This is a genomic window from Nitrococcus sp. (assembly GCF_059432795.1).
In genome coordinates, this window is the sequence record NZ_JBXWZQ010000116.1 from 18,138 (window position 1) to 33,297 (window position 15,160).

The following is a 15,160-nucleotide window of genomic DNA, read 5'->3' on the forward strand; positions in this document are numbered from 1 at the left end:
ATACCTTATGAAACAATATCTTGTTTTTACCTCTGGCGCGCGAGGGAGGGTGAGCACCGACCTGACTCGCCACGTCGAGGGGACTGTGCATAACTCGTTTTGTCAAGTTAACCGGAACACAAATCATTGCATCAACGCGCCGACATGGCGAGCGACACAGCGTGCCAGTGCCTGCAGGTTATAGCCGCCCTCCAGGGTGGAAACGATGCGTCCGTTGCAGCATTCATCGGCAAGCGCGACCAACTCCTCGGTTGCCCACTGATAATCCTCATCCGTGAAGGCGAGCTCGCCGAGCGGGTCGGATTGGTGGGCATCGAAGCCCGCCGAGATCAGGATCAGGTCGGGACGAAACGCTGCCAGCGCGGTTAGCACCTCTTCGCGGAAGTGCTTGCGGAACGTCTCGGAGCCCGCTCCTGGGGGCAGAGGAATGTTTAATAGGTTGCCGGGACGATTCTCTTCCCGGAACCCGGTGTTGGGAAACAGCGGATGCTGGTGAGTCGAGGCGTAGAGAAAGCCCTCGCGTCCGGCGAGCATGGCCTGAGTGCCGTTGCCGTGGTGAAGATCGAAGTCGACGACGGCGATATTGCGGGCCGAGTGAATCGCGCGCGCATGCATCGCGCCGACGGCGACGCTGTTGAAAAGGCAAAATCCCATCGCCCGCGCCGGCTCGGCATGGTGGCCGGGTGGGCGCACGGCGCAAAACACTCGCCTGGCTTGGCCACCCATCACCGCATCCACGGCTTGCCTCACTGCTCCGGCCGCCCGTAGCGCCGCTTCACCGGAACCGGGACTGATCATGGTGTCGGGATCGAGGGAGCGCCACCCCGAGTTGGGAATCATGGAGAGTATGAGTTCCACGTAGCGCGGGGTATGGACTCGCGCAATCTCTTCGGTCGTGGCCTTTTCGGCTTCCTGCCGGACCAGCGCGGAAAAATCGGGCGTGTCGAGCGCCGCCGCGATCGCCCGTAGCCGCTCGGCGCATTCGGGGTGACCGTAGCCGGTGTCGTGCTGCAGACAAGCGGGATGGGTGATGAGCCAGGTGGTCATGGCGTCTTTCGCTCCTGCCGGGGCGGATCGCGATTGCCCCGAGCCGTTCGCTGGAAAACCGGGTTTCTTGTCGTCGCCGCGGCGGCCCTCGGACGCGCCGTGAACCCTCAGCCGCGGCAAAAGCGGTAGATTGCGATCTCCGCGAGTAGGTTCGGTAACGCGCCCGCGATGATTGGGCGGCGCAGATCGTGTGACAGGACGGCGCGTTCCAGTATGCGAATGCCCTTTTGCTGACAGAGCTCCTCGAAGTCTCTGATCGAGCACAAGTGGATGTTCGGCGTCTCGTACCAGGTATAGGAAAGGGCTCCGCTCATCGGCATTCGGCCTCGCACGGCCAGGTAATAGCGCAGTCGCCAAAAGGCGAAATTGGGAAAGGTAACGATGCCTATGCGACCGACCCGCAGTATCTCGTCAAGCAGCAGATCGGGGCGGCGCACCGCCTGCAGCGTCTGGGTCATCACCACGTAGTCAAACGACTCGGCATCGAAGTCCGACAGGCCCTGATCGAGGTCGGTCTGAATGACGTTCACGCCGTTGCTGATGCAGCGGACGATTTTTTCGGCATCAATCTCCAATCCATAGCCAGTGACCGAGCGCCCGTCCTGGAGGTGGCGCAGCAACCTGCCGTCGCCGCAGCCGAGGTCGAGCACCCGGGAGTGGGGCTTGATCCAGTTCGCGACGACTTGCAGGTCGGCCCGAAGCCCGCTCACACCCCAAGCTCCGCAGCCACCTTGTTCATGTAAGTGCGGAAAACGTCGATGTACTGAGCCACCGGCATCAGGAACGCGTCGTGCCCGTGATCGGCTTGGATCTCGGCATAACTGACCTCTTTGTTGCCGTCCAGCAAGGCGCGAACGATCTCGCGTGAACGCGCCGGCGAGAAGCGCCAATCGCTCGTGAAGGCAACGACGAGGAAGTGCGCGGTGACGCCGGCCAGCGCCTTGGCCAAATCACCGCCGCAGGCCGCAGTGGGATCGAAATAGTCCAACGCCTTCGTCATCAGCAGGTAGGTGTTGGCGTCGAAGCGATTGACGAATGACTCGCCCTGGTAGCGCAGGTAACTCTCGACCTCGAACTCGACGCCGTAGTGGAAATCGAAATCATCTTTGCCGCGGCGCAATTCACGACCGAACTTCGCCCGCATCGACTCATCCGAGAGGTAGGTGATGTGGCCGAGCATTCGTGCCAGCATCAGTCCCCGGCGGGGTACGGCCTGTTGGCTCTGATAACGCCCGCCATGGAAGTCCGGGTCACAGCGGATGGCCTGCCGGGCCACTTCGTTGAAAGCGATGTTTTGCGCGGACAAGCGCGGTGCGGCAGCAATCAGCACCGCATGGCGCAGCCGCTGCGGATACTCGATGGCCCACTGCAATGCCTGCATGGCGCCGAGACTGCCACCGGCCACCGCCGCCCAAGCCTCGATCCCCAGGTGGTCGGCCAGCCGCGCCTGACTGTGGACCCAATCCTGCACCGTGACGATGGGGAAGTCCGCACCGTATGGTTCCCCGGTTTCCGGATTGATGCTGGTCGGGCCTGTGGAGCCGTGACAACCGCCCAGATTATTACAGCAGACAACGAAGAATCGATTGGTGTCGATCGGCTTTCCCGGACCGATACAAACCTCCCACCAGCCGGGCTTGCGGTCCGTTGGGCTATGGTAACCGGCAGCGTGGTGCGTTCCGGACAGCGCATGGCAGATCAGTATCGCGTTACTGCGATCCGCATTCGGTGTTCCATAGGCCTCGTAGACGAGCTCATAGCCCGGTAGGCTACGCCCGCACTCCAGCGCCAACGCCGTATCGAAGCGGGCGCGTTTCGGCTCGATCAAACCGACCGAATCTGGCGGAATCGATTCCGGCATCGTCTCCGCTGCCATGAGTGAAGGATAGGGAGGAAAACGAGAAATGATAACAGAGCGCCGGGATGACGCAAACGCGAGCCTCGTGCGCGCTCTCTGCGATGCGGCGGTTGGCCATTCGCTTCCGAGCACGGCGTGCGAAGAAAACGCCGAGAGCGCTAATCCGCCATAGGTAACAGTAACGATTAACCGATTTTGCCTCCGCCCTTTTTGGTCACCACCACGACCGCGGGGCGTGGCGGCATGTCCGGACGGAAGTCGGGCCAGCGGGTGGAGGGGTCCTCGAACGTGGACTTGCGAGCGAACGCCGGCCACTCTTCACCGGCCTCGGCCGGGTGCTGAACGGCCAGAAACAACGTTTCATCATCCGGGCTGAATGCCGGGCCACAGAGCTCCGCGCCCACGGGCCCGCGGAAGAAATGCCGCGGCAACCCCCGCCGTTCCCCGTCGGTCTCGATCGCCCAGATGCCGTCGCTGCGCCCGGTCGCCATGGCACTGTTGCCGTCGGTGGCCACCCAGAGGCGACCGCGCGCGTCGACCGCGCAGTTGTCCGGGCCGGCGAACCAGCCATCAGCGCTGATTTTCGGATGCCATCGCGCGCCGCTGTGCGGCTGGGTCGGATCCCCGCAGGCCACCAATAAATCCCATCTGCCGCGAGTGCTCCCGTGATCGCCGTTCTCCGGAATAAGCTCGACGATGTGTCCAGAGAGGTTGGGCCCGCGGGGATTCATGCTATTGGTATCGTCCGGCTCACGCAGTGCATTGTTGGTGAGCATGACGTAGACCGTGCCGGTTTTCGGATTGGCCTCGACATCCTCAGGTCTGTCCATTGGCGTGGCGCTCAATAGGTCGGCGGCACGGCGCGCCTCGATGACCACGTCGGCCTGGCTGTGAAAGCCGTTGCCGGGAGTCAAAGCCTCCGTCCCGAATACCAGGGGCAACCACACGAACGTCCCGTCGTCGCTGAGCTTCGCGACGAAGAGCGTGCCGCTGTCGAGCAGATTGCGGTTGGCCGCGCGGTTGTGCGGATCGAAACGCTCGCGGCTGACGAACTTGTAGACGTACTCGAAGCACTGATCATCGCCCATGTAGACGACGACCCGATTATCCGCATTGAGCACCGTTGCGGCGCCCTCATGCTTGAAGCGCCCCAGTGCCGTGCGTTTGACCGGCGTGGCGCGCGGATCGTAGTGATCCACCTCCACGATCCAGCCGAAGCGGTTGGGCTCATTGGGTTCGTGGCCGACATCGAAGCGTTGGTGGTAGCGATGCCACCCATACGCGCCGCCGGGCACGGCGTAGCGGCTGTGATTGCGCTGCTCGGGGTGTTCCTCCGGTAGGCGCCCGCCAAAATAGTAGTGGAAATTCTCCTCGGCAAGGAGATAGGTGCCCCAAGGGGTAATGCCGCCGCCACAGTTGTGCAATGTCCCCTTTACCTGCCGGGCGCCGGGATCTGCGGTGGTCCTGAGGCGGGCGTGGCCGGCGGCGGGGCCGGATAGCCCGATGGCGGTGCGCCGCGACGAGATCCGACGATTGAAGCGGCTGGTGGACACGCAGCGCCATTTCCCATCCGCGCCACGGCGCACCTCCACGATGCTCGCCCCATGGGCGGCCATCTCGATCTCGACCGTCTCTGCCGTATCTCGCGCGTAGCTTGGGAACATGAGCTCAGCGTTGGTGTACTCATGATTGATGCAGAGCAATCCATGGCGGGCGTTGGCGCTACCGAGCGGCAGTACGAGGTAGCCGATGTAGTCGTTGTTGTAGCCGAATTGCCTTTCCTGGGCGTCGGCGGATTGTCGCATCGGATCGAAAGCCGGCGCGCCGGGCACCACTGGATCGCCCCAGCGGATGAGGACATCGGCGTCATATCCGTCGGCGACGTGGTGAGTCGCATCGACACTTGCCTCGAGCTCCGAAAAGCCGAAGCGCGCCGCCGCGGTATCCGGCTCGCCAGCGCGTGCACGCGCGCACAGCGCCGGGCTTATCTTCAGCGCGCCGGCGGCCGCTGAAACCGCCAGTGTGCCCATGAGGAATTCCCGGCGGCCCATGCGCCGGTTGACGAGATCACCGAAAGTCGGGCGCTCGCTCGGGTTGCTCGGTACGTCCTCCGAGCACTCGAGCCTCTTGTCGCGTCGTTGGGGCTTATTGAGTGAGTTCTTCATGGCTAGTGATCCGGACCGAATGGCGGGCGTCATCGATCTGCCCATCCCATTATCGACCGCAATCATGACACCGATATGGCAGGCAGATGGCGTGAAGGTTGCAGCCTTCGCGGAGACGCGCCGCCTCACGAAATTCACCCCGCTTGCGGATACGCGGCCGGCACCGGATTGTGCCCGTAAATGAGGCAGTATCGATCGCTGTCGATGGGCTTTCCCGAACGGATGCCCGCCTCCGATCGGGCGGGTCCGCGTTGCGCTTTGCCATCATAACCGACGTCACGGTGTGTTGCGGATAACGCGTGACGGACCAATATCGCGTTTCTGCGCTTCCCATTGGGTTTTTCGGTCAGTCACGTCGAAAAGCGCGTAGCCGGGGACGCTGCGCCCGCACCGCCAACGCCTTATCGGAACGGGCGGACTGTGGCCCGACCGACCCGGGCGAGTCTGGCGCAAGCGCTGGGAAAAATCCTCTCAATAGCAGCCGTCAGGGCGTGTCATCGGATGGGCTTTGGCGTGTTGCGCACCTGGCCGCGCGTGCCAGCAGCAACCTGCGCTCGCGGGCGTTACGGGTGAGCGCGGCGGCGCGTTCGAACTCCGCGCGCGCCTCCGGTAGCCGTTCGAGCTTGGTCAGCAGGTCGCCGCGTACGCTTGGCAGCAGGTGGTAGCGCGCCAGAGCGGGTTCCTCCCGCAAGCCATCGACCAGTTCCAACCCGGCGGCGGGTCCGAAGGCCATGCCGACCGCGACGGCGCGGTTGAGCGCGACGACCGGCGATGGCGCGATTGCCGCGAGCGCGTCGTAGAGCGCCGCGATGCGCGCCCAATCGGTGGCATCGGCCGTGGCGGCGCGGGCGTGGCAGGCGGCGATCGCGGCCTGCAGGGCATAGGGTCCGAGTGCGCCGGGCAGCCGCTCGGCCCGCCGGAGCGCGGCCAGGCCGCGACGGATCAGCAGCCGATCCCAGCGGCCACGGTCCTGGTCGAGCAACAGCACGGGCTCACCCTGGGCATCGACGCGGGCGTGCAGGCGCGAAGCCTGGATCTCCATGAGTGCCGCGAGGCCATGAACTTCAGGTTCTTCAGGCAGCAGCCCGGCCAATATTCGGCCCAGTCGCAGCGCCTCATCGCAGAGTTCGGGACGTACCCAGTCGTCACCGGCGGTGGCGGCATAGCCTTCGTTGAAAATCAGGTAAATGACTTCAAGGACCGATGCGAGTCGCGGTGCGAGCTCCGTGCCTCGTGGCACCTCGTAGGGCACGTGCGCCTCGGCTAGTGTTCGCTTGGCGCGCACGATGCGCTGCGCGATCGTCGCTTCGGGCTTGAGGTAGGCCCGGGCGATCGCTTCAGTGCGCAAGCCGCCGACGATCTTCAGCGTCAGCGCCGCGCGCCCCTGCGACGACAATACCGGATGGCATGCCGTGAAGATCAGCCGCAGGACATCGTCGCCGATGTCATCGTCGAGCGCGGCATCGAGCTGCTCGGTGAGCGCCTGCTCGGCCAGGGTGCAGCGGATAGCCAGCTCCCGGGCCAGCTCGGTATGCTTGGGGTCGGCCATCGAGCGGTGGCGCAAGTGATCGAGCGCGCGGCGTTTGGCCGTGGTCGTCAGCCAGGCGCCGGGATTGTCAGGGATGCCGGCGTCCGGCCAACTCTCCAGCGCGGTGACCAGGGCATCCTGGGCGAAATCCTCGGCTTGCCCCAGGTCCCGGGTCAAACGCGCGACAGCAGCCACGACCCTGGCCGACTCGATGTGCCAGATCGCCTCGACGACCGCCGCGACCCGTCGGTCTTTCACGGCCTGCCCACGGACGCTCCCGTGCGGTACGGCGCTTTCCGGGGCGGTCCGGGCCTCACGGAAATTATGGCGGCGACCATGCAGCCGGTGGCCGCGGCGAGGTTGATCTGCGCATCGAAGCGAGGTCCGGCTCGAGTCGCAGAGGCGAGCGCGGCCCGCAGAGCCGTCCGATCGACCAAGAATCGCCCGGCCATGGGAGTTTCCTCAACTCGCCAGGTGGGAGGTCCTGGCGGCCGCCTGGATCTCTTCCGAGCCGACGTCGCGAATGTGGGTGGCCACCGACCACTCATGGCCGAAGGGGTCGACGAGCTTGCCGTAGCGATCGCCCCAGAACATGTCCTCGACCGGCAGGGTGACCCGGGCGCCGGCCGCCACGGCCTGCGCGATCGCGGCGTCGACATCGTCCACGTACAGGTGCACGGTGACTGGCGAGGCGTTCAGCGCGAGCGGGCTCAGCAGGCCCCAGTCCGGATTCTCGTCGACCAGCATCAGCGCCGAATCACCGATGCGCAGGTGCCCGTGCATGAGCTTGCCGTCGGCCGCCTGCACACGCCCGCCCTCGGTGGCTCCGAAGGCACTGATGTAAAAATCCATTGCCGCGTTTGCGTCACGACAAACGAGATGCGGGGTGAGGCTGTGCATCCCCAGCGGGATCGCCTTGACCTTGGCGTTCATGGAACTCTCCTATCCTTCCAGCGATTGTGGTGGCAAGCCCCGCTGGCCGCGCGTGGACCGCACCGGCGAGTTGAGTCGTGCCGGGAAAGCTTCAGTTTACATAGCAGGGGGCGCATTCCCGCACTTCGACACTCGCGAAACGTGCCGCCGGACACTGTCCGGCGATCGCGATGGCCTCCTCCCGGTCGGCGCATTCGATCAGGAAGAAACCCCCGACCATTTCCTTTGATTCGGCGAAGGGACCATCGCGCACTACCGGGCTGCCGTCGCGCTGTTGCAGTCTTACGCTGTGTTTGTCGGGTCGCAACGAGCTACTGGCCAAAAGCTGGCCGCGCGCGGTGAGGTCTTCCCCGAAGCGGACCATTTCGTCATACAGCGCCCGGCCCTCGTCTTCGCTGCGGGACTCGCGCTGATCACGCTCCTCGACGATCATGAGCAGGTAGTTCATCGGCTGCCTCCCTTGTAGTAGTTTGGATCTGCACAGGCAACCGTTTCACCCTCGGGGCGAGGGCTCGCTGCCCACGCCGAGCGACTTGAAGCGATCCACTGCCTCTGATTCGCCGAAGTCCTCGAGCTCAAACAATTGACGGACCTCGATCTCGGCCTCGCCACCGTCCACCGCCGGATTCGGAAAGCGTCGCACCCATTCCACCGCCTCTTCGCGGCTGTTGACCTGAATGAGCGTATAGCCGGCAATGAGCTCCTTGGATTCCATGAATGGGCCGTCGATGACAGTGCGCTCCCCGCCCGCATAGCGCACCCGCCAACCGGTCGCGCTGGGCTTAAGCCCGGAGCCGTCGAGCAATACGCCGGCTTTGGCCAGTGCCTCATGATAGTCGGCCATTTGGGCCAGCAGCGCCCTGCCCGGCATGACACCGGCCTCCGAGTCTTTGGTCGCCTTGACGATGATCATGTACCGCATGCGTTTTTCCTCGAAGCGGCCGGGCGCGATGCCCGGCTTGAGTGTGGCCACGGCTGACGAGGCCGTGAATCGACCATTGAGGCCGGTGCCGTGCTCGAGTCTGCCCATTCGTCTGAGCCCACTCGATGGCCGCGGCCTCTCGGGCGGGCGCTCATCGCTCGACGATGACTTCAAAACCGCCATAGATCAGACGTTTGCCGTCAAATGGCATGGGGTTGGACTCGGGCTGCATCCGCGGGTCGGACATGATTTTCTCCATGCCTTGATTCCTGATTTCGCGTGATGGCCAAGTGATCCAGCCGAAAACCACGGTTTCGTTCGGCTCGCACCTCACCGCCATCGGAAACGAGGTCACCCTACCTTCGGGTACGTCGTCTCCCCAGCACTCGACCACCTGCAACGCGCCATATTCCTTGAACACAGCCGCCGCTTGCTCGGCGTGATCGATAAATTGGGCTTTGTTTTCAATAGGCACCGCAGCAACGATTCCGTCGACGTAAGGCATCCGTTCTCTCCTCATTTGCCTGTACAGGTGGGATATTCCTACGACGAACGACGTCGGCGCGAATCGACAACCGCTTCGGGTTTTTTTCGTCCCGTGGCCATTCAGCTCGATTCATGAGCGAGCCGCCGGGCCGGACGGTGGCCCAGGTCACCTCGCGGGTGCGGTGATGGCGAGCGGGGCGGTGACGGCGGAGAAATTCCCCGCGTTTATCCTCATGCCATCGATCCGCGATCCGCCCGCCGCGCGCTCCAGTGCGGCGATGTCGATTTTTTGCATCGGCATCATGGCCTGCATCACGCGGCCGGCGGTATCCGGATTCGGATCGGATAGCAGCTCGAGCAGCCGTCTCGGCACGATCTGCCAGGAGAGGCCGTAGCGGTCCTTCAGCCAGCCGCATTGCTGCGCTGCCGGATCGCCGCCTTCGCCCAGGCGCTCCCAGTAATAATCGACCTCGTCCTGCGTTGCACAGTCCACGACGAAGGACACCGCCTCGGTGAACTTGAACATCGGCCCACCATTCAGCGCGGTAAACCTCTGACCGTCGAGCTCGAACGCCACGGTCATCACCGTGCCCGGGGGGTGGCCGTGGCGTTCGCTGCCGGCCTCGCTATAACGAAGCACCCGGGTGATACGCGAATTCGGAAACACCGAGACGTAGAACTCCGCGGCTTGCTCGGCCTGACCGTCGAACCACAGAAATGGCGTGATCTTTCGCATAATGCCTCCGGATAGAAAATCGCCTGCCCGTCACGCGGCATATCGGCGCGTTTCGTACGGCGGACCCGGCGGTATTGCCCATCGGATCGACGGTTGGCCCCGTCAGTCTCTGCTTTATGGGCGCAGATCGAGCAATGCCATCTCGCTGCCATCCATTGCGAAAGGCACGGAATTGTGCATGTGGGTGATGCGCCAGTGGCCATTGTCTCGACGAAAACAAGCGCTCGCGCGGTACCAGAGATCGACCTCCCGGCCGTTATTCTTGACCCCGCTCATGTGCTGCAGACCGTAGGCATAGGCGATTTCTTTGCCGACCGCCACGTGCAGATCATGGGACTGGACGATGATCGGCGTCTTCCAGCTGCCGAACCATTCCTGCAGCCCGCCGGGATCGCGGCTCTCGCGCGGCCCCAGCCGCAGCGGAGGCGTGAGCTCGAAAATAACGGCATCGTCGGCAAGCAGAGCAATCACGGCGGTCGCATCCTTGTTGCGGATCGCGCGCACGATGTCATTGACCAGGGCGCGAATCTGCGTTTCCTCTTCGGTCATTTCGATCTCCTTCAAACCAGGTTCGCCCATGGCCGCTTGGGCGGCCGGCCGAGAATGACAGCGACAAAATAGTACGTCGTTTGCAGGGCACACCAATCGACGATGAACGGAGAATCCAAGGACGGATTGCCTGAGTGGGGTCATGCGGCGAAATGGGTCACGGAATACCCGTGCGGTTGCGCCGCAGGCGATGGTTGCGCAAGGCTCGGTGTCGGTTCCGCCGGCAGACGAGCCCGTGGCGATCGGCTCGGCGTGGTTGCGGACTGCGCCTGCGCTCCGAGCGCGGACGCCGAAAACGCCTTCTCGGACACGTGTACGGTGCGGCCTACCATGGATTGGCAGACGCTGCGGGCCGCGAGCGAGATGCGCCGCGGTGAAACGGGCGTGTTGACAGACATAGGCCCCGTTTGAGCGAACTGCGTGTCCGCCGGCTTGTGGCCGTGACGCTCTCAGTCAATCAAGCCCATTGCCAGTACTTTTTCGGGATCTGCACCGTGAACCACGATGCGTTTGTTGCGGCTCCTCTTGCCGCCCGCCACATTTACCTGGGAGCGAGTGACACCGAAAGCGCGGCCAAGGAACACCCGTAAGTGTTCATTGGCCTTGCCGCCCACCGGCGGGGCCGTGATCCGTAGCCGCAGTCGCCCATCCGCTTCCACTTTGAGCTCGTCTCGCGCGGCGCGGGGCTGTACGCGTACGGCCAGGATCAGATCGGTGCCTTGCCAGTGCCAACCGACCATCGATGTAAGCGTCAAAGGACTCTAGAAATAAGGTGGAGCGAGCTGGTTGAGCGGCGGCAGAATCAGCATCTTGAGGACTTGTATCGTGATCAAAGCGGCCAGGGGAGAGAGATCGATGCCGCCGATTACCGGGACGACCTGACGAAACGGTCTGAGCACCGGCTCGGTCAGGCTGTAGAGCAGGGTCATGGCGGGATGATAGGCGTCGGGCTGAACCCACGAGAGCAATGCCTGAACGATGATCGCCACCAGATAGAGATTGAGCAGCATGCTGATCAGCTCGGCGGGGGTGCGGACCACCAGATACAAGAACTTGGGCGTGACACCGTAGAGGGCCATGATCAAGGCGAGCGAGACCATTTGCAGGACCACCATCAGCACCACGCTGGACAGATCGATCCCGGCGAAGCCCGGGATGGTTCGGCGCAGAGGCTTCAAGACCGGTTGGGTAATGCGGACCAGGAATTGCGAGATGGGATTGTAGAAGTCGGCGCGGACCCACTGCAGTAGAAAGCGCAGCATCACTACCAGGATGTAGAGGCTGAAGAGGGTGTCAATCAAAAAAGCGATCGGGTTCGATACGTAGCTACTCGGCATTTACTGCTCTCCTAGAAGCCGCCCCAACTCACCGGCACGGTTCGTAGCCGCCTGCAAGGCGCGCCTGAAAAGCTCCGGCACGCCACCGTTTTCCAGAACGCGCGTTGCCGCCTCCGTCGTGCCGCCGGCGGAGGTTACGCGTTGACGCAGACGCCCAGGGTCCTCATCGCTCTCCAGCGCCATTCGTGCCGCTCCGAGGGCCGTTTCCAACGTCAGCAGGCGCGCCGTCTGCCTGGGGAGACCGAGTTCGGCAGCCGCGGACTCGAGGATCTCCATCAACAAGAAAAAGTACGCCGGGCCGCTGCCGGATAACGCCGTGACAACATCCAACAGCGCCTCCTCGTTCAGCCACTGAGTGATGCCCACCGCGCGCAGCAGGGATTCGGCAAAGTCCCTTTGTTCCTGCGAGACATGCGCATTGGCGAACAGCGCAGTCGCTCCGGCGCGCACCAGCGCGGGTGTATTGGGCATGGTCCGGACCACCGGGATGTGGCCGCCTAGCCAACGGCTGATGTCCGGTTCACGTACACCCGCGGCGACGGAGATTACCAGGCTTTGTTGCTCGCGCAAGAGGGGGCCGAGCGGCTCCAGGACGGATTTGATCATCTGCGGTTTGACGGCGAACACGACGGCGCTCGCGTGTAGGACGGCCTGCCGGTTGTCCTCGTGGACGTGGACGCGGAAACGCTTGGCCAAGTCCATGCGGCTGGCCGCGTCGGGATCGGCGATGTGCAAACGATCGGCCGGGTATCCGTCAGCAATGAGCCCGCCGATCAGGCTACACGCCATGTTGCCGCCCCCGATGAAAGTGACTCTCTGCTCGGACATCATGCCTCCTGAGACCCATGCTCGGTCGTTATCAGACAATGTAGTGATTGTACCAACCCGCCCCCGCGATGGATGCAGCGCCAGCTCACGCGCTCGGCGATACAAAGCAGGCGAGCCGCCGCCGTCGTGCGAGACATCCTGCTACGCGCGGAAAAGCCTCCCGGCCGTGTGGCCAAGCGATTCGCCGAGTCGATCAACACTGTGAAGTCAATCAAAGTTATCTGTCGCCGTCTCTGTTGTAGTTTGCGGCGTGCAGTGGAGCAATGAGATCTCATGGGCGGACGAGTCGGCACACCCCTGGAACGCTGATCCGCAAGGCGATGAGAGTTGCGCCGAGGCGTTCCGCGCGGTGGCTGGGCGCCGCCAAGAGTTTTGGTCCTGCGCAAGGCGATTTGCGGTGAAACGGCAGTGATCCGCCGCGCGGCGGTTGCTGTCCCACCCGCTCCAGGCACCAAGGTTAATGGTGATGGCGGTTATTCATTTGCCAGGCGCGGCGCCGCAGATATCTTGCACTCATTGAAACTGTCCATTGGGAGAGGGCCCCGACGTGGATATCGCTGACCTGCTCGCCTTTTCTGTCAAGAACAATGCCTCCGATCTGCATATTTCCGCGGGGCTGCCGCCCATGATACGCGTGGATGGCGATGTGCGTCGCATCAATCTTCCGGCGATGGAACACAGGGAAGTTCATCGCCTGATCTACGACATCATGAGCGACCGCCAGAGGAAGGATTTCGAAGAATTCTGGGAAACGGATTTCTCCTTTCAGATCAAGGGTCTTGCCCGCTTCCGCATCAACGCCTTCAATCACAACCGGGGTGCCGGGGCCGTCTTCCGCACCATTCCTTCCAATGTGCTCACGCTCGAGGAGCTCGGGGCGCCGGATATCTTCAAGTCCATCGCCGATAATCCACGCGGCCTGGTCTTGGTCACGGGGCCGACGGGCTCGGGTAAATCGACTACTCTGGCGGCGATGATCGACTATAAGAACGACAATTATCATGAACATATTCTGACGATCGAAGACCCCATCGAGTTCGTGCACGACTCTAAGAAATGCCTGGTCAATCAGCGCGAGGTGCACCGGGATACGCTCGGTTTCAACGAGGCGTTGCGCTCTGCGCTGCGTGAGGACCCGGACGTGATCCTGGTGGGCGAGCTTCGCGATCTGGAAACCATCCGCCTGGCGCTGACCGCGGCGGAGACCGGACATCTCGTCTTCGGAACCCTGCATACGAGCTCCGCGGCCAAGACCATCGACCGGATCATCGATGTCTTCCCAGCGGCGGAGAAGTCAATGGTGCGTTCGATGCTCTCCGAGTCCTTGCGCGCCGTGATATCGCAGTCGCTGCTGAAGAAAATCGGCGGCGGTCGAATCGCGGCCCACGAGATCATGATCGGAACTCCGGCAATCCGTAACCTGGTCCGCGAGGATAAGATCGCGCAGATGTATTCGGCCATCCAGACCGGCCAGGCAGCCGGCATGCAAACGCTGGATCAATGCTTGCAGCAGCTGGTACGCAAAAACTTGGTGAGCAAGCAGGATGCACGGTCCAAGGCAGTCAGCAAGGATATCTTCGCCTGAATGATTTGCTTGCCCGGTGAGTGGGCAGAGGTAAAGCCATGGATTTCAATGCTCTGCTCGAGCTGATGGTGGATAAGAAGGGCTCGGATCTTTTCATCACGGCGGGTGTGGCGCCCAGCATGAAGGTTGCGGGGCGAATCATGCCCGTAATCAAGACGGCGCTGAACGCCGAACAGGCACGCCAGCTCGTGTTATCGGTAATGACCGAACGTCAGCGTGCCGAGTTCGAGGAGACTCGGGAATGCAATTTTGCGCTGAGCGCCAAGGGGCTCGGCCGCTTTCGTGTCAGCGCCTTTTATCAGCGCAGCAATGCCGGCATGGTTCTCCGGCGGATCGAGACACGGATTCCCACCATAGAGGAGCTGCGCCTGCCGCCGATATTGCGTGAGCTCGCCATGACCAAGCGCGGCATGATCATGTTCGTCGGTGCCACCGGCACCGGCAAGTCCACCTCGCTCGCCTCGATGATCGGCTATCGCAACGAAAACAGCACGGGTCATATCGTAACCATAGAAGATCCGATCGAGTACATGCATCAGCACGGTAGCTGCATCGTCACGCAGCGCGAGGTCGGTATGGATACGGCCTCGTTCGAGGTGGCGCTGAAGAACACATTACGTCAGGCACCGGATGTCATCCTCATCGGCGAGATCCGCACCCGTGAGACGATGGATTATGCGATCGCCTTCGCCGAGACCGGTCATCTGTGTCTGGCGACGCTGCACGCCAACAACGCCAATCAGGCGATGGACCGAATGATCAACTTCTTCCCGGCAGACCGCCATCGGCAGCTGTTTACCGATCTCTCGCTCAACCTCAAGGGGGTGATCGCGCAGCAGTTGGTGCCGACGCCCGACGGTAGAGGGCGCGTGCCGGCCGTCGAGGTGCTCATTGGCACGCCGCTTGTCTCAGACAAGATTGCGCAAGGCGAGGTCCATGAGCTCAAGGAGATTATGAAACGCTCTCGCGAGCAAGGCATGCAAACCTTCGATCAGCATCTCTACGAGCTTTATAGCGAGGGACATATCAGCTACGAGGATGCGCTGCGCTACGCAGATTCCGCCAACGAGGTGCGTTTGATGGCGAAACTCGCCGAGAGCAGCAGCCGGGCAAAGATGGATCAATCGACGCGGGGCATGCGCTTGCTGAGCGACGACGACGTTTAAGTGCCGGTCGGGCACCTTCG

Annotated in this window: 17 protein-coding genes; 3 read left to right on the plus strand and 14 right to left on the minus strand. The window is 62.9% G+C overall.

The genetic code is table 11. The annotated features are described in order from the left end of the window. Positions 1–123: 123 nt before the first annotated feature. The 4 genes from AC52Q4_RS08875 to AC52Q4_RS08890 form a co-directional block, all read right to left on the minus strand. Positions 124–1,047 (minus strand): histone deacetylase family protein, encoded by a 924-nt coding sequence (locus tag AC52Q4_RS08875; protein WP_495536434.1) that lies wholly within the window; start codon positions 1,045–1,047, stop codon positions 124–126. A gap of 107 nt (positions 1,048–1,154) precedes the next feature. Then, positions 1,155–1,757: a methionine biosynthesis protein MetW gene (gene metW, locus AC52Q4_RS08880; protein WP_495536435.1), complete on the minus strand. Its 603-nt coding sequence runs from the start codon at positions 1,755–1,757 to the stop codon at positions 1,155–1,157. After that, a complete protein-coding gene (metX, locus tag AC52Q4_RS08885; RefSeq protein WP_495536436.1) occupies positions 1,754–2,908 on the minus strand; it encodes a homoserine O-succinyltransferase MetX in 1,155 nt (384 codons plus the stop codon). The genes metW and metX overlap by 4 nt, the downstream gene beginning before the upstream one ends. Positions 2,909–3,090: 182 nt before the next feature. After that, on the minus strand, positions 3,091–5,070 hold the full coding sequence (locus AC52Q4_RS08890; protein ID WP_495536437.1) for a PhoX family protein: 1,980 nt from the start codon (positions 5,068–5,070) through the stop codon (positions 3,091–3,093). Here AC52Q4_RS08890 and AC52Q4_RS08895 point away from each other — a divergent pair. Then, positions 5,069–5,254, plus strand: coding sequence for a hypothetical protein (locus tag AC52Q4_RS08895; RefSeq protein WP_495536438.1), 186 nt, complete (start codon positions 5,069–5,071; stop codon positions 5,252–5,254). The genes AC52Q4_RS08890 and AC52Q4_RS08895 overlap by 2 nt on opposite strands. 300 nt (positions 5,255–5,554) lie before the next feature. Here AC52Q4_RS08895 and AC52Q4_RS08900 read toward each other — a convergent pair whose 3' ends face one another. The 10 genes from AC52Q4_RS08900 to proC all read right to left on the minus strand — a co-directional run bounded on the left by AC52Q4_RS08900 (position 5,555) and on the right by proC (position 12,389). Continuing rightward, entirely contained in the window at positions 5,555–6,856 is a 1,302-nt protein-coding gene (locus tag AC52Q4_RS08900; RefSeq protein ID WP_495536439.1) for an RNA polymerase sigma factor, read from the minus strand. A gap of 204 nt (positions 6,857–7,060) precedes the next feature. Next, on the minus strand, positions 7,061–7,531 hold the full coding sequence (locus AC52Q4_RS08905) for a VOC family protein (RefSeq protein WP_495536440.1): 471 nt from the start codon (positions 7,529–7,531) through the stop codon (positions 7,061–7,063). Between the two features lie 91 nt (positions 7,532–7,622). Further along, the gene (locus tag AC52Q4_RS08910) at positions 7,623–7,979 is read right to left on the minus strand and encodes a YciI family protein (RefSeq protein WP_495536441.1); all 357 of its coding nucleotides are present in this window, start codon (positions 7,977–7,979) and stop codon (positions 7,623–7,625) included. Between the two features lie 45 nt (positions 7,980–8,024). After that, the gene (locus AC52Q4_RS08915) at positions 8,025–8,561 is read right to left on the minus strand and encodes a YciI family protein (protein WP_495536442.1); all 537 of its coding nucleotides are present in this window, start codon (positions 8,559–8,561) and stop codon (positions 8,025–8,027) included. 43 nt (positions 8,562–8,604) lie between these two features. Then, the gene (locus AC52Q4_RS08920) at positions 8,605–8,958 is read right to left on the minus strand and encodes a DUF1428 domain-containing protein (RefSeq protein WP_495536443.1); all 354 of its coding nucleotides are present in this window, start codon (positions 8,956–8,958) and stop codon (positions 8,605–8,607) included. 147 nt (positions 8,959–9,105) lie between these two features. Further along, positions 9,106–9,675: a VOC family protein gene (locus AC52Q4_RS08925; protein WP_495536444.1), complete on the minus strand. Its 570-nt coding sequence runs from the start codon at positions 9,673–9,675 to the stop codon at positions 9,106–9,108. A 114-nt stretch (positions 9,676–9,789) separates the two neighbouring features. After that, a complete protein-coding gene (locus tag AC52Q4_RS08930; protein WP_495536445.1) occupies positions 9,790–10,224 on the minus strand; it encodes a YybH family protein in 435 nt (144 codons plus the stop codon). 449 nt (positions 10,225–10,673) lie between these two features. After that, positions 10,674–10,964 (minus strand): DUF167 domain-containing protein, encoded by a 291-nt coding sequence (locus AC52Q4_RS08935; RefSeq protein WP_495536446.1) that lies wholly within the window; start codon positions 10,962–10,964, stop codon positions 10,674–10,676. Positions 10,965–10,985: 21 nt separating this feature from the next. Then, entirely contained in the window at positions 10,986–11,561 is a 576-nt protein-coding gene (locus tag AC52Q4_RS08940; protein ID WP_495536447.1) for a YggT family protein, read from the minus strand. Continuing rightward, positions 11,562–12,389 (minus strand): pyrroline-5-carboxylate reductase, encoded by an 828-nt coding sequence (gene proC / locus AC52Q4_RS08945; RefSeq protein ID WP_495536448.1) that lies wholly within the window; start codon positions 12,387–12,389, stop codon positions 11,562–11,564. It abuts the gene before it with no gap. 547 nt (positions 12,390–12,936) lie between these two features. On the opposite strand from proC, the gene AC52Q4_RS08950 reads away from it, so the two are divergent. Further along, on the plus strand, positions 12,937–13,974 hold the full coding sequence (locus AC52Q4_RS08950) for a type IV pilus twitching motility protein PilT (protein WP_495536449.1): 1,038 nt from the start codon (positions 12,937–12,939) through the stop codon (positions 13,972–13,974). Positions 13,975–14,012: 38 nt separating this feature from the next. Continuing rightward, entirely contained in the window at positions 14,013–15,140 is a 1,128-nt protein-coding gene (locus AC52Q4_RS08955; protein WP_495536450.1) for a PilT/PilU family type 4a pilus ATPase, read from the plus strand. Positions 15,141–15,160 lie beyond the last annotated feature (20 nt).

Excerpts from the sequence above, each read along its gene's own strand:
- AC52Q4_RS08875 (WP_495536434.1), bottom strand. The coding sequence starts at position 1,047 with ATGACCACCTGGCTCATCACCCATCCCGCTTGTCTGCAGCACGACACC.
- metX (WP_495536436.1), bottom strand. The coding sequence starts at position 2,908 with ATGCCGGAATCGATTCCGCCAGATTCGGTCGGTTTGATCGAGCCGAAA.
- AC52Q4_RS08895 (WP_495536438.1), top strand. The coding sequence starts at position 5,069 with ATGGCTAGTGATCCGGACCGAATGGCGGGCGTCATCGATCTGCCCATC.
- AC52Q4_RS08890 (WP_495536437.1), bottom strand. The coding sequence starts at position 5,070 with ATGAAGAACTCACTCAATAAGCCCCAACGACGCGACAAGAGGCTCGAG.
- AC52Q4_RS08905 (WP_495536440.1), bottom strand. The coding sequence starts at position 7,531 with ATGAACGCCAAGGTCAAGGCGATCCCGCTGGGGATGCACAGCCTCACC.
- AC52Q4_RS08910 (WP_495536441.1), bottom strand. The coding sequence starts at position 7,979 with ATGAACTACCTGCTCATGATCGTCGAGGAGCGTGATCAGCGCGAGTCC.
- AC52Q4_RS08915 (WP_495536442.1), bottom strand. The coding sequence starts at position 8,561 with ATGGGCAGACTCGAGCACGGCACCGGCCTCAATGGTCGATTCACGGCC.
- AC52Q4_RS08920 (WP_495536443.1), bottom strand. The coding sequence starts at position 8,958 with ATGCCTTACGTCGACGGAATCGTTGCTGCGGTGCCTATTGAAAACAAA.
- AC52Q4_RS08925 (WP_495536444.1), bottom strand. The coding sequence starts at position 9,675 with ATGCGAAAGATCACGCCATTTCTGTGGTTCGACGGTCAGGCCGAGCAA.
- AC52Q4_RS08930 (WP_495536445.1), bottom strand. The coding sequence starts at position 10,224 with ATGACCGAAGAGGAAACGCAGATTCGCGCCCTGGTCAATGACATCGTG.
- AC52Q4_RS08935 (WP_495536446.1), bottom strand. The coding sequence starts at position 10,964 with ATGGTCGGTTGGCACTGGCAAGGCACCGATCTGATCCTGGCCGTACGC.
- AC52Q4_RS08940 (WP_495536447.1), bottom strand. The coding sequence starts at position 11,561 with ATGCCGAGTAGCTACGTATCGAACCCGATCGCTTTTTTGATTGACACC.
- proC (WP_495536448.1), bottom strand. The coding sequence starts at position 12,389 with ATGTCCGAGCAGAGAGTCACTTTCATCGGGGGCGGCAACATGGCGTGT.
- AC52Q4_RS08955 (WP_495536450.1), top strand. The coding sequence starts at position 14,013 with ATGGATTTCAATGCTCTGCTCGAGCTGATGGTGGATAAGAAGGGCTCG.